Below are 12966 nucleotides of genomic sequence, written 5' to 3'. Positions count from 1 at the left end.
GCGCTGGCGATCGCGCCGAGCATCGGCACGTTGGCCGCGTTGTAGTCGTCGCTGTATTTCATGGACAGCGGCCAGTAGTGCGGAGGCGTCCACAGGGTCCGGCCTGGGCATGCAGGCCACCAACGTCTATCTGCCGCTGTTCACGGTCCGGGAACTGGACTTCAGCCTGGTCATGGGCGGCGTGGCAGCCGGCGTCTCCGGCGTCGTCGGGGTGACCTCCCGGGTGCTGTGGGGGCGGCGCATGGCCAAGGGCGTGCGGGCCTCCACGCTGCTCATCCTGCTCGGCATCGGGGCGCTCGGCGGAGCGGGGGCGTTCCTGGCCGCGGGGTCGCTCGGAATCCCGGCGTTGCTCTGGGTGGGCGTCGTCCTGCACGGGGCCACCGTGTTGGGCACCAACGTGGTGGTGATCGCCGGGGTGATGCGCGTGGTTCCGGCCGAACGGGTCGGAGCAGCCTCCGGGATTGTCTCGATGGGGATGTATGCCGGTTTCGCCGCCGGTCCGCTGCTCATGGGCCTGTTGCTCGAGGCCACCGGCAGCTTCGATACCGGCTGGCTGCTGGTGGGCGCCGGATACCTGCTGTGCTCGGTGCTGGCCGTCGCCCTCCGCGCCTACGGCAACCGCGCCGGCGTCGTGCGCTGACCTGCCTGGCCAGACCGGTCCGGGGCCGGTCCGGCGAGTCGCCTCGGGTAGCTTGGTGAATGGTTAGATTTGTAATTGCAGGAAGGCACATGGTGAAAAAGCGCGCGCTCGGACGGTCGGGATTGCACGTATCGGAACTGAGTTTTGGGGCCGGCGGGTACTGGGGCATGAAGGCTTTCCCCGAACGGCAGGCGGCGCATCTGATCGGCCAGGCGCTCGACGGCGGCATCACCGCCTTCGACACCGGCCCGAATTACAGCCGCGGCAACGCCGAAGAGCGGCTGGGCCGGCTCCTCAAGGGCCGCACCGAAAATCTGGTGATCTCCACAAAGGTCGGATCCCACTGGATCAACAACCGGAATGTGAAGGATTACTCGGCCCGGGCCATCGAAAAGAGCGTGCACGGCAGCCTGCGGCGGCTCCAGCTTGACCACCTGCCCTTGCTGCACTTCCATGGTTTCCCCCGTCCGGCCGGTCCCGCGATCGACACCGTGTTGAAGCTGAAGGAACAGGGGAAGGTCGGGGCGCTCGGCGTCTCCACCGGCCGCGGCGGGGCAGCGAAGGCGCTGAAGCTGGGCATTTTCGACGCCCTCATGCTGGAATACAACATCGTGGACCGGTCCCTGGCGCCGGTGATCTCCGAGGCTCAGGAAGCCGGAGTGGGCGTCAAGCTCAAGTCACCGCTGGCCCAGACCCTCTACTCGCGCGACATCTTCAAGATCACCGGCCCCAGCGACGTCTGGTACCTGTTGCGGGCGCTGAAGAACCACCGGCACAAGTTTGTGCAAGGCCGGAAGTACCGGTTCATCAACGACGTCGACGGCCTCTCCGCGAGCGAGATCGCACTGGCCTTCGTGCTCAGCCATCCAGGGGTCTCCAGTGCGGTGATCGGCACCGTGAAACCGGAACACCTGCGCTCCAATCTCCAGGCGCCGCAGGTCCGTTTGCCGGCGGAGCTGTTGGAACGCATCGAGCAGGCAGGCTCTACGGCCCGGGGATGAGGGTGCACGCCCCGGAGCCGAAGCGGCCGGAAGGAATCGCAGCTTTCGCCCCTGCACGGGTTGCCGGTGCAGGGCTTTGCTAAGGCAGGTACGCCGAGGCGGTCCAGAGATGGAAGACGGCGTAGGCCCGCATCGGCGACCAGGGCCGGCCGAGCGCGCGGGCCTCGGCCGCGGTTTTCACTCCGAGGGCCCGCCGCAGCACCAGATCGCCGTCGGGATAGGCATCGCGGTCGTGCAGCGCCCGCATGGCGAGGTATTCGACCGTCCACGGGCCGATGCCGGGCAGCGCCAGCAGGCGGCGGCGGGTGTCTGCGTGGTCCGTATCCGGAGAGAGGTCCAGCCCGTCCGCGCAGGCTTCGGCCAGGACCTGGACGGTCCGGGCGCGGGCGCCGGTCAGGCCGACGGCTTCGCGGACGGCATCGGGGCCGGAGGCAGCCAGGGCCTCCGGAGTGGGGAAGAGCGCCAGGCCGGTGACCGTCCGGGAGCCGAAGGCAGCGACCAGCCGGGCCGTGAAAGTGCGGGCCGCGGCGAGCGAGACCTGCTGGCCGATCACGGTGGAGACGGCACCTTCGAAGCCGTCCGGGTACCCAAGGATCCGCAGCCCGGGGCGCTCGGCGAGCAGGGGCCCGAGCACCGGGTCGGTGCCCAACGCCGCCGCCACCCGCTCCGGTTCCAGGTCCAGGTCGAGCCAGCCGCGCACCGCCGTCGTTATCTCCCTCAGGGCGGCCGGGGAGTCGCTGCCGACGTCCAACTCGACGGCGTCGGGCGACAGGGTGGCCGTGACCGGCACCGGTCCGGTGCCGGTGTTGAACAGGCGGGTGCAGGTGCCCGCGGCCACGTCGACGGTTTCCAGGCCGGGTACCGCATGGGCGGCCAGGGCAGCCAGCGCGGCCGGGGAGTCGAACGGCGGAAGCAGCGGCAGGCCGACCTGCATGGGTCAGCGGGCCTTGACCGCCAAGACCGGACAGTCGACGGTCAGCAGGATCTCCTGGGCGGTGCTGCCCATGATCAGCTTGCCCACCGGGGAGCGCCGGCGCAGGCCGATGACCAGCAGCGAGACCGAGAGCTCGTCAACCAGTTCCACGATCTCGTCCACGGCGTCCTTGCCGCGGACATACTGCTTGAACTCTGCCTGCAGGCCGGAATTGTACAGTTCCTGCTGCACCCAGGCCGCGTCGTGGGCGTCCGAGAACGACTCGTCCTTCTGCGCCCCGCCCGGACTGGCGTTGACGACCACCAGCTTCTCATTGTTCTGCGTGGCCATTTGAATGCCCTTGCTCAGGGCCGCACGGCCCTCGGGACGCGGGGCGTAGGCAACAAGAATCGTCAACGTGCTCTCCTTACCGGATAACTCCTGCGGTGCCGGCTCCAGGTCGAACATGCACGTCCGGTTCCCCCGAAGCCAGCGGGTGCACATCATTGTGGCACGCATCCCGCGGTGCGGCGGATGCGTGAAGTGATTGTGAAAGCCGGTGTCAGTTCCAGACGCCGGAGGAGCCGCGGCGGTGGCTGTCCACCAGGTGGGTGTCGATCATGCCGATGGCTTCCATCAGGGCGAACATGGTGGTGGGGCCGACGAAGGCAAAGCCGCGCTTGCGCAGGGCCTTGGACAGCGCGACGGACTCCGGCGATGTGGTGGGCACGTCCTGGATGTGCCGCGGCGCGGGCGTCTCCTTCGGCTGGAACGACCAGACGAAGTCGCTCAGGCCGCCTTCTGCGCGCAGGTCGATGGTGGCGTTCGCGTTGGTGATGGCGGCGCGGATTTTGGCCCGGTTCCGCACGATTCCGGCGTCCTGCATCAGCGCCTCGACATCGTCTTCGGTGAACGCGGCGACGGTATCCACGTCGAAATCATGGAACGCTTGCCGGAAGGCGGGACGTTTGCGCAGGATCGTGGCCCAGGAGAGCCCGGCCTGGAAGCCCTCCAACGTGATGCGCTCATAGACGCCTTGCTCGCCCCGGACGGGCATGCCCCATTCGGTGTCGTAATACTCGCGCAGCAGCGGATCCATCGCCGCCCACGTGGGCCGGGCCAGGCCGTCCTCGCAGAGGACTACGCCGGAAGCGGTTGTCTCCATGATTCGATTCTCTCCTACCGCGGCGCAGCCCGCAGGCCCGCCCCACTTACTGTGGAAACCGTCCCTCATACTGTAAAAAAACCGCGAACCCTCAGGTCAGGCCGGTCACCCGCATGGTCAGGTTCAGCCGGCCGCCGGTCAGCCCGCAGGCGGGATCGGCCGTGCCCGGGTAGATCCTGGGCACGCCGTGGTAGGCGAACCGGGCCGGTCCGCCGAAGACGAACAGGTCGCCGGAGCGCAAACGGACGTCCGTGTACGGCTTGGTCCGCGTTTCGGTGTTGCCGAAGCGGAACAGGCAGTCGTCGCCCACGCTGAGCGAAACCACCGGGAAGTCCGCCTGTTCGTCCTTGTCCTGGTGCATGCCCATCTTCGCGGTGTCGTCGTAGAAGTTGATCAGGGCCGTGTCCGGCTCGTAGCCTTGCGCCGCGGCCGGATCCCCCGATGCGTCGGCCAGCGCCCGACGGCCCCACTCGGCCAGCCAGCCGGGAAACTCCAGCACGCGCGCGCCGTTCACGTCGTCTGCGGTGCGGGTGTATTTGTACGGCGCCCAGTGCCAGCCCAGGCACAGCGTCCGCACGCTCATTTCGTGGCCGCCCGGCAGCTTGGCGGCACGGTAGGGGACCGGCCCGCGGCCAAATTCGCGGCACGCTTCGACCAGTTCCCGCTGCTGCTCCACGGCCAGCCAGCCGGGCACATGCACCGCGCCCGGCGCGATCTCGCGCGGGCCGGCCGGAGCGTCCTCGAACAGTGTGCTCACGCCGCTGCCTCCAGCCCCAGCAGGTAGGCCTTGGCCTCCGGCCCGCCCAGGTACCCGCCGAAGGCGCCGTCCGAACGGAGCACTCGGTGGCAGGGCACGACGACGGGCAACGGGTTGGTGGCGCAGGCGCTGCCCACCGCGCGCACGGCCTTGGGATTTCCGACGGCGGCTGCCACCTGCGCGTAGCTCTCGGTCCGGCCATACGGGATCTCGGGCAGGTGGTTGAGCACCTCCGCGCGGAAGCCCTTGGATAGCCGCCGGTCCAGCGGTAGGTCGAAGGAGCGCCGCCGGCCCGCGAAGTACTCGTCCAGTTGCCGGGCGGCGGCCTCAAGCCGGGCCGGAGCATGCAGGATCCGGGGGCTGACGCTGGCTGCCAGGCCGGCCAGCACGGCATCGTGGTTTTCGCCCTCGAAGGCCACGCGGACCAGTCCTTCCTCCGTGGCGGCCAGCAGCAGCTGCCCCAGCGGCGTGTCGGCGGTTGCGTAGGCCAGGTCGAGGGTGCCTTCGGCGGCGGCCTCATGTTCCAGCCTGGTGTGCAGCCGCTCCAGCAGCGTCGGATCCAGGCGGGTCAGCACGTCGAGCCCGGGTCCGGGCGCGGCGGCCCGGGCCGTCGATTGTGCGTTGGTCATCGCAGAACTCCTTCACTCGCGTGGTGTGCGGCCGCTCCCGCGTCCTGCTCCCGGCCGCCGCGGTACGACGCCCGCAGCTTGGCGATGCCGTCGGCGGCCGCGCGGCGGACGGCTCCGGTGGTGGAGCCGGTCAGTGCGGCGGCTTCGGCGTACGGCAACCCGGCCAGGTAATGCAGCGCGACCGCTTCGCGCTGCCTCAGGGGCAGGCCAGCGACGGCCTGGTGCAGTTCGTCGTCGTCATTCCCGGGGATTCCCAACGTCGACGGCGACTCGGGCAGATACCCTGCCGGCACCGGAGCGCGCTCCCGCCGCCGGACCACGTCGATGGCCTTGCGGTGGGCGATGGTGACCAGCCAGGCCTCATGGTTCGCGGCGGCGGGCAGCCCCGGATAGGCCCTGAGCGCGGACAGGAAGGTCTCCGACCAGGCATCCTCGGCGTCCGGCCCGGGGCCCAGCACCACCCGGCAGACGCGCAGCACCGTGGCGCCGTGGTCGCTGACCAGTTGCTCGAAGGGTTTCATCTGCACACCTTGTAGACGCCCGCGGGGCGCATTCCGTGAGGCGGGCATCAGAAAAGCTTGCCCGCTTTCTGGTCCGCCGGCTCTTCCAGCTCCAGCAGGAAGCGTTTCCGTTCCAGCCCGCCGGCATAACCCACCAGCGATCCGTCCGCTCCGACCACCCGGTGGCACGGCACCACGATGGACAGCGGGTTCTGGCCGTTGGCATGGCCGACGGCCTGGGCCAGGTGCGGGTCGCCCAGCTCGGCCCCCAGCTGGCCGTAGGAGCGGACCTGGCCGTAGGGGATGTGACGCAGCAGGGCCCACACCTTCTGCTTGAAGGGGTCGCCCTTCGGCGCCAGGGGCAGGTCGAACTCCCTGCGCCCGCCGGCAAAGTACTCGTCCAGTTGCGCAGAGGCTGCTGCAAAGACTGCTTCGCGGCCGACGGCGGTGCGCTCGCCGAACGTGTCGGCAGCCGGCAGCCGCTTCTGGCCCGGGAAGTAGAGCGCGGTCAGCGACCCGTCCTCGGCGACGGCCGTCAGTTCCCCAAGCGGGGTGTCGATGAGGGTGTGCACGCGGGTCATGGCGCTCCTTCGTCCGCTTTCATTCTCTCCCGTGCAGACGTTCCGGCGCGCGTTAAGGTGAGCCCCGCGCTACTGTTCCCGCTTCCTACGGGCGGCGGCAGCCCAGGACGACGTGTCTCCGCGACGGCGTGCCGCCGGGTGCCGATCAGCCGCGGTAGCGGAACACGGTGTCCTGCCATTCCTTGTGCGCGGCCGGGTCGCTGCCCATGCTCACGTGTTTAATGTTCGTGTAGTCCTCCAGCGAATAGGCGGACATGTCCTTGCCGAAACCGGACGCCTTGTACCCGCCGTGCGGCATTTCGGAGACGATCGGGATGTGGTCGTTGATCCAGACGCAGCCGGCCTGGATCTCGGCCGATGCGCGCAGCGAACGGGCCAGGCTGCTGGTCCACGCGGAGGCAGCCAGCCCGTACTGGGTGTCATTGGCCAGTGCGAGGCCCTCGCCGTCGGTGTCGAACGGGATCGCGGTCAGCACCGGGCCGAAGACCTCCTCGCGGACTATTTCCGCGTCCTGCCCGATGCCGCTGACCAGCGTGGGCCGGTAGTAGGCGCCGTCCGCCAGGTCGGCGCCGGGAGCCGCGCCGCCGGCCAGGATCTTCGCCCCCGCGTCCCGCGCCCGGTCCACGAAACCCGCCACCTTGTCCCGGTGGGCTCGGCTGATCAGGGAGCCCATGTCGGTGGCATCGTCGGTCGGGTCGCCCACCACTACCAGTTCCATCAGCTCGGCGACCCGTGCGGTGAAAGCGTCGAACAGCGGCCGCTGGATGTACGCCCGGGTGGCGGCGGTGCAGTCCTGGCCGCCGTTGATGGTGCAGCCGGCCACCGCCCCGTGCGCGGCGGCTTCCAGGTCCGCGTCGTCGAACACCACGAACGGTGCCTTGCCGCCCAGCTCCAGGTGCACGCGGTTCCCCCGCGCCGCGGCCAGCGCCATGATGCGGCGTCCGACGGCGGTGGAGCCGGTGAAGGACGTCATGGCCACATCCGGGTGGGTCACCAGAGCCTCGCCCGCTTCCCGGCCGCTGCCGGTGACAATGTTGACCACGCCGTCCGGTATTCCGGCCGCGGCAGCGGCTTCGGCGAAGATCAGGCTGGTGCCAGGCGTGAGCTCGGAGGGCTTGAGCACAATGGTGTTGCCGGCGGCGATCGCCGGAAGGATCTTCCACGCGGCCATTTGCAGCGGGTAGTTCCACGGCGCCACGGAACCCACCACGCCGATCGGCTCGCGCCGGATCATCGAGGTGCCGCCGGTGCCGTATTCACCGGCCGCCACTCCCTGCAACTGGCGCGCCGCGCCCGCGAAGAACGCCGCGTTGTCGACCGTCCCGGGAACGTCGAATCCGGTGGCCAGGCGGATGCTCTTGCCGGTCTGCGCGGTCTCCACCGCCGCCAGTTCCGCGGCCCTGCGGTCCAGTTCGGCCGCCAGCTTCAGCAGGGCCTCGGAACGTTCCGCGGGCGTCGCGCCGGCCCAGGCCGGGAAGGCGGTCTTGGCCGCCGCCACGGCGTCGTCCACGTCGGCCCCGGAGGCATAGGCGATGGCCTCAGCAGCCTCGCCGGTGGCCGGGTTCACGCGCGTAACGCGTTCTCCGCGGCCCTCGCGAAGTCCGCCGTTAATGTACTGGTGCATCCTTTGTCTCCTTTACGAGTCGAAGCCCATGCCGGCGGCGTCCATGGCTTTCAACCAGGGGCCGCGTCGTCCCCGGTTGCGGTCGGCGCGGATCAGGGCGGCGGTGGTGAGTTTGATGCCGAGCCAGGCGAGCGGCTCGGGCGGGAACGGCAGCGGCTTCCGCCGCACCAGCTCCAGCTCCGTCCGTTCGGTCGGCCGGCCCGACAGCAGGTCCAGCATCACGTTGGCGCCGAAGCGCGACGCTCCCACGCCCAAGCCGGTGAAGCCGGCGCAATAGGCCACCCGGCCGGCGTAGGCGGTGTCGAAGAAGGAGAAGAAGCGGCTGCAGGTATCGATGGCACCGCCCCAGGCGTGGCTGAAGCGCACGTCGGCCAGTTGCGGGAAAGTGGCGGCGAAGTGGGCGGCGAGGCGGCGGTACGTTTCCGGGCGGTGGTCGTAGCCGTGCCGGAGCGACCTGCCGTAGTGGTAGACGGCGTCGTAGCCGCCGAACAGCATCCGGTCCTGCCCGTCGGCGTCGGTGGTCAGCCGGTAGTAATGGAAACGGTTGTCGTTGTCGGCGATGCCGAACCGCTCGGACCAGCCCAGCGATTCCCGTTGCCCGCCGGTCAGCGGTTCCGTCATCAACGCGTAGTCGTACACCGGGACGGTATGCAGCCGGGTGCGCGCCAGCAGCGACGGGAAGGCATTGGTCGCCAGCGCGACGCGTCCGGCGGCCACGGAGCCGGCGTCGGTGCGCAGCAGGATGGACCCCGCCCGCCGGGACAGGGAGCGTGCCGGCGTGTGTTCATACATCTCGACGCCGGCGCGCAGGCAGGCGTCGCGCAGCCCCCAGGCGAGTTTCGCGGGGTGCACCATCGCCGTTCCCCGCCGGTCCCGCAACCCTGCCCGGTAGGCGGGGGAGGCCACCTGCTGTTGGACGGCGGCCTGGTCGAGGAACTCGAGCGAGGGGTCCTCGGCGGCCTCCTCGGCAAGCCAGCCGACGTGGTGCTCTTCGGTGGCCACGGACAGCGTGCCGGTGCGTTCAAAGCCGGCGTCGATCCCGTACCGGGCCAGGCTCTCTTCGATCTCGTCCAGGTTCTGCAAACCGAGCTTGTCCAGCAGTTCGTTTTCGCCCGGGAGGTGTCTTTGCCCGTTCGCGCTCCCATGGGTCAGGCTGGCCTCGCAGAAGCCGCCGTTGCGGCCGGACGCGGCCCAGCCGATGCGATTGCCCTCCAAAAGCACCACCGAGCGGTCCGGGTCGCGCTCCTTGGCCAGCAGCGCGGTCCACAAGCCCGTGTAGCCGCCGCCGACCACCGCCAGGTCCGCCGTTACCGTGCCGCGCAAGGACGACAGCGGTGCGGGGCGCGAGGGATCATCCAGCCAGAACGGCGTCGGGGACGCCCCGGCCAAGGCGGCGTCGAGGCGTGCGGCCGGGATCTGCTCTTCGGCACGGTCGTAGAACGTTTTCATGCCGGCGCCCCCTGCCGTTCGAAAACCGGTTGGCCGGCCACCAGTGTCAAATCGGTGCCGACGGTGTGCAGTTCCTCCGGGGGCAGGCTGAACGGGTCGAGGGTCAGCACGGCCAGGTCGGCCGGCGCTCCGGGAGCAATGCGGCCGGCGTCGTCCTCGCGGTTCAGCCACGCCGAGCCGGAGGTATAGGCGGCCAGCGCGGCCTGCAGGGACAGCGCCTCGCCCGGAAGCAGCGGCCCGTCGGAGCCGTCGTCCGGGTGCCGGCGGTTCACCGCCACGTGGATGGCCTGCCAAGGATCCGGGCTGGACACCGGCCAGTCCGAGCCCATCGCGAGCCGGGCGCCGGAGGCGGCCAGGGAGGCGAACGGGTACTGCCAGCCGGCCCGTTCCTCGCCGATCAGCGGCACGGTCAGCTCGCGCATCTGGGCATCGTTGCAGGCCCAGAGCGCCTGCAGGTTCGCGGTGACGTCGAGTTCGCCGAAACGGGCGACGTCGGTTGGGTGGATGATCTGCAGATGCGCCATGTGGTGCCGGCCGCTGCCGGGGCCGTTCGCGCGCCGGGCATGCTCGACGGCGTCGAGTCCCTCCCGCACGGCACGGTCGCCGATTACATGCAGATGCAGGTCGAATCCGGCGTCATCCAGCGCCGTCACCACTGCCACCAGAACGTCCTCGGGAAGATAGGTCAGCCCACGGCCCGCCGACGGACCGTCCGCCGCGTTGCCCGCGGCGGCAGGGCCTTCGTGTCCCGCCGCGCCGGCACAGGAGCAGGGCTGCAGGTACGGCTCCAACATGGCGGCGGTCCGGTTCTCCGGCACCCCGTCCACCATGATCTTGGCGCTGGTGGTGCGGAAACCGGCCGCCGCATTTTGCTCCCGGCGGGCGATGAAGTCTGCGACCAAGGCGGGGACCGTGGCCAGGCTGGTGCTCCGCGGCACCCAAAGGGCTCCGGCGGCGCGGCCGGTCAGCAGGCCCTCGTCCAACAAGGCCCGGTACGCGGCGCTGGCCTCCGGATAACCGGCGTAGTCGCCCAGGATCGCTTCCTGCCATCCGGTGACGCCTACCGAGTGGAGGTAGCGCTGGGCCTCCAGCAAGCCGGCCCGCATGTCCTCGACCGTCGCCCGCGGGATGACCCGGTTGACCAGGTCCATGGCACCTTCGTGCAGGGTTCCGGCCGGGTTTCCGAAGGCATCGCGCTCCAGCAGGCCGTCTGTCGGGTCGGGGGTGGCGGCATCGATGCCGGCCAACTCGAGCGCGCGGCTGTTGACCCAGGCGCTGTGGTGGTCCGCGTTGACCAGATAGACGGGGCGGTTCGGGACCACCGCATCCAGCGCCTGCCGGGTCGGATAGCCGCCCGGAAAATCCGCCTTGTGCCAGCCGCCGCCGGTGATCCACCCCCCGTCGGTGGAGGAGGCGCACGCGGCTATCCGGGCCAGCACCTCGTCGGCACCCGCGCACAGGGACAGGTCGCACCCCAACCGTTCCATCCCGCCCATCACGGCATGGACGTGGGCGTCCGTGAAGCCGGGCGCCAGCAGTCGGCCGCGCAGGTCCACGACGGTGGCATGAGGTCCCGCCGCCGCCCGGGCTTCGGCGTCCGTTCCGATGGCGGTGATTACCCCGCCCGTGACAGCAACCGCCGGGGTTCCGGGCAGCAGGCGGCGTCCATCGAAGATCCTGCCGGAGTGAAAGATCCAGTCCGCCGCCATGGCCGCTCCTCTGACCCGGCGGATGCCGGAAATGAATGGGTTTCACTTATGACACAGTGGCCGGGTCCCTTTGTCAACGGTTTTGGCCCGGTTCCCCGGTACGTGACGGCGCCGGTCCGGCTTTGCCGGCAGCCCGGGAGCTCCGGCGTCGAAATACGCAACGAAGTAGTTGCTTAATCCGCATGAGCGTAGGCTACCCTTACTTTTGTTCCCGTTCCTTGATCCGAGGAGGCCCGAGTTGGCCCTTTCACGCATGCGCGGATTGGCTGCCGCCGCCGCCGTCGTCCTGATGTCCCTGACCGCCTGTTCCACCGGTCCCGCGGGCGGAGGTTCCGAGGGCGGCCCGTCGGCCGCGGCGTCGGACCAGTTCCCGGTGACGGTGGAACACGCCTTCGGCGAGACGGTGATCGAGGAGCAGCCCGAACGCGTGGCCACCGTGTCCTGGGTTAATTCCGATGTGTCGCTGGCGCTGGGCGTGGTTCCGGTCGGCATGCCCAAGGAAGACTGGGGCGGAAACGAGAACGGGTCCACCCCGTGGCGGGACGCCAAGCTGGAGGAGCTGGGCACCGCGATCGGCAGCGAGAATGCGCCCACCCTGTATTCCGAGGCGGACGGCATCGCCTTTGACGAGATTGCCGAGCTGGCCCCGGACGTCATCCTTGCCGCCTACTCCGGGTTGACCCAGGAGGACTACGACACGCTCAGCAAGATTGCCCCGGTCGTCGCTTACCCGGAGACTCCCTACGGCACGGACTGGCAGGACTCCACCCGGCTGATCGGTCAGGCGCTCGGGCGCAGTGCGGCTGCCGAGGATCTGGTGGCCGACACCGAGCAGACGATCGTGGCCAAGGCCGCGGAGTACCCGCAGCTGGCTGGCAAGAGCTTTATTTACGGCAACCTGGAACCGGCCAAGGGCGACGGCGTGAACGTCTACACCGCCAACGACAACCGGCCCAAGTTCCTCACCAGCATCGGCATGGTCCAGGCGGATGTTGTCACCGAGGCCACCGCCGGCTCCGACGAGTTCTTCATTCCCTGGTCGGCCGAGAAGGCCAACGAACTGGAATCCGATGTGTTCGTGACCTGGGTGCCGGACGACAAGACCGCCCGGCAAATCACCAAGGACCCGCTGCTGGGCCAGATCCCGGCGATTAAGGACGGCGCGCTGGTGGCGGACTCGGACAATACGCTGACCCTGTCCATTTCCGCCGCGTCGCCGCTGAGCCTGCCGTGGGCGCTGGATACCTTCCTGCCCATGCTCGCCGAGGCCGCTGACGCGGCTGACGCCGCCGCCGCCAAGTAGCCCGCGGCCGCCGATCCCCAGGACGACGGCGAGGGGCCACGCTCCGCGCAGCGTGAGCAGTGCCGGGGGTGCCCCTTTGCCTGTCCCGTCGCATAAGGTTTCCGGAGATTGCCTAACGCGGAAGGGGTGGGGCGGTGAAGACCCGCGGGACCAGCCAGTCGTTGTCCGCCGGGCTGCTGATCGCCGGCATCCTGCTGGTGGCAGCCAACCTGCGCCCGGTGCTGACCAGCGTGGGCCCGCTGCTGGACCAGATCGGCGCGGACACGGGACTGGGCACCACCGCCCTGGGCGTGCTCGCCGCGATCCCGCTGCTGGCCTTCGGCGCGGTGTCCCCGCTGGCGCACGGGTTGAGCGAGAAGTTCGGCGTCGAGCGCACGGTTTTCGGGGCCCTGATGCTGTTGGTGGCCGGGACGTTCCTGCGGCCGGTTCCGGGCGCCATCGCGAATTTGTGGATCGGCACCTTCCTGGTCGGTGCGGCCATCGCCGTCTGCAACGTGATGCTGCCCGCGCTGCTCAAGCGGGACTTCCCGGAACGGATGGCCTCGCTGACCGGCGCCTATTCGGCGGTGCTGGGCGGCTGCGCCTCCCTCGGCGCCGGCCTGGCGGTGCCGCTGGCGCTCCTTCCGGTGGGCGGCGGACCGGCCGGCTGGCGCTTCGCCCTGGCGGCGTTCGTGGTGCTGGCGGTGCCGGCCGTG

At 69.8% G+C, this 12966-nt stretch carries 14 protein-coding genes and 1 pseudogene; 4 read left to right on the top strand and 11 right to left on the bottom strand.

Features of this window, described 5'->3' with window-relative positions:
• Positions 1-95, bottom strand: a pseudogene (locus AC5RUH_RS15925) (heme o synthase); the annotation flags it as partial.
• A 14-nt stretch (positions 96-109) separates the two neighbouring features.
• Between AC5RUH_RS15925 and AC5RUH_RS15920 the strand changes: the two are divergent.
• Both AC5RUH_RS15920 and AC5RUH_RS15915 read left to right on the top strand, forming a co-directional pair.
• A complete protein-coding gene (locus AC5RUH_RS15920; protein ID WP_494129070.1) occupies positions 110-640 on the top strand; it encodes an MFS transporter in 531 nt (176 codons plus the stop codon).
• Between the two features lie 89 nt (positions 641-729).
• On the top strand, positions 730-1641 hold the full coding sequence (locus AC5RUH_RS15915; protein WP_494129069.1) for an aldo/keto reductase: 912 nt from the start codon (positions 730-732) through the stop codon (positions 1639-1641).
• Between the two features lie 79 nt (positions 1642-1720).
• Here AC5RUH_RS15915 and AC5RUH_RS15910 read toward each other — a convergent pair whose 3' ends face one another.
• The 10 genes from AC5RUH_RS15910 to AC5RUH_RS15865 form a co-directional block, all read right to left on the bottom strand.
• On the bottom strand, positions 1721-2575 hold the full coding sequence (locus AC5RUH_RS15910) for a DNA-3-methyladenine glycosylase family protein (protein WP_494129068.1): 855 nt from the start codon (positions 2573-2575) through the stop codon (positions 1721-1723).
• A 3-nt stretch (positions 2576-2578) separates the two neighbouring features.
• The gene (locus AC5RUH_RS15905; RefSeq protein ID WP_494012935.1) at positions 2579-2971 is read right to left on the bottom strand and encodes a universal stress protein; all 393 of its coding nucleotides are present in this window, start codon (positions 2969-2971) and stop codon (positions 2579-2581) included.
• A gap of 145 nt (positions 2972-3116) precedes the next feature.
• The gene (locus tag AC5RUH_RS15900) at positions 3117-3719 is read right to left on the bottom strand and encodes a DNA-3-methyladenine glycosylase I (RefSeq protein ID WP_494129067.1); all 603 of its coding nucleotides are present in this window, start codon (positions 3717-3719) and stop codon (positions 3117-3119) included.
• Positions 3720-3810: 91 nt separating this feature from the next.
• A complete protein-coding gene (locus tag AC5RUH_RS15895) occupies positions 3811-4476 on the bottom strand; it encodes an alpha-ketoglutarate-dependent dioxygenase AlkB family protein (RefSeq protein ID WP_494129066.1) in 666 nt (221 codons plus the stop codon).
• Complete coding sequence (locus AC5RUH_RS15890) at positions 4473-5105, bottom strand: methylated-DNA--[protein]-cysteine S-methyltransferase (RefSeq protein ID WP_494129065.1); 633 nt, start codon at positions 5103-5105, stop codon at positions 4473-4475. Before AC5RUH_RS15890 ends, AC5RUH_RS15895 begins: the two co-directional genes overlap by 4 nt.
• Complete coding sequence (locus AC5RUH_RS15885) at positions 5102-5626, bottom strand: RNA polymerase sigma factor (RefSeq protein WP_494129064.1); 525 nt, start codon at positions 5624-5626, stop codon at positions 5102-5104. Before AC5RUH_RS15885 ends, AC5RUH_RS15890 begins: the two co-directional genes overlap by 4 nt.
• A gap of 47 nt (positions 5627-5673) precedes the next feature.
• Positions 5674-6186, bottom strand: a complete 513-nt coding sequence (locus AC5RUH_RS15880; RefSeq protein ID WP_494129063.1) for a methylated-DNA--[protein]-cysteine S-methyltransferase — start codon at positions 6184-6186, stop codon at positions 5674-5676.
• Positions 6187-6331: 145 nt separating this feature from the next.
• Complete coding sequence (locus AC5RUH_RS15875) at positions 6332-7810, bottom strand: gamma-aminobutyraldehyde dehydrogenase (RefSeq protein WP_494000757.1); 1479 nt, start codon at positions 7808-7810, stop codon at positions 6332-6334.
• A 12-nt stretch (positions 7811-7822) separates the two neighbouring features.
• On the bottom strand, positions 7823-9259 hold the full coding sequence (locus AC5RUH_RS15870) for an NAD(P)/FAD-dependent oxidoreductase (RefSeq protein ID WP_494000756.1): 1437 nt from the start codon (positions 9257-9259) through the stop codon (positions 7823-7825).
• The gene (locus tag AC5RUH_RS15865) at positions 9256-10968 is read right to left on the bottom strand and encodes an amidohydrolase (protein ID WP_494000755.1); all 1713 of its coding nucleotides are present in this window, start codon (positions 10966-10968) and stop codon (positions 9256-9258) included. Before AC5RUH_RS15865 ends, AC5RUH_RS15870 begins: the two co-directional genes overlap by 4 nt.
• Before the next feature lie 253 nt (positions 10969-11221).
• Between AC5RUH_RS15865 and AC5RUH_RS15860 the strand changes: the two genes are divergently transcribed.
• Positions 11222-12271, top strand: coding sequence for an iron-siderophore ABC transporter substrate-binding protein (locus tag AC5RUH_RS15860; RefSeq protein ID WP_494001306.1), 1050 nt, complete (start codon positions 11222-11224; stop codon positions 12269-12271).
• Positions 12272-12405: 134 nt separating this feature from the next.
• Positions 12406-12966, top strand: a 561-nt coding sequence (locus AC5RUH_RS15855; RefSeq protein WP_494129062.1) for an MFS transporter, incomplete at its 3' end; no start/stop codon positions are given.

Source organism: Arthrobacter sp. Y3223166 (assembly GCF_059090935.1).
Note: the sequence above shows the minus strand (reverse complement) of the source record. Positions and strands in the feature narration are given on the sequence as shown.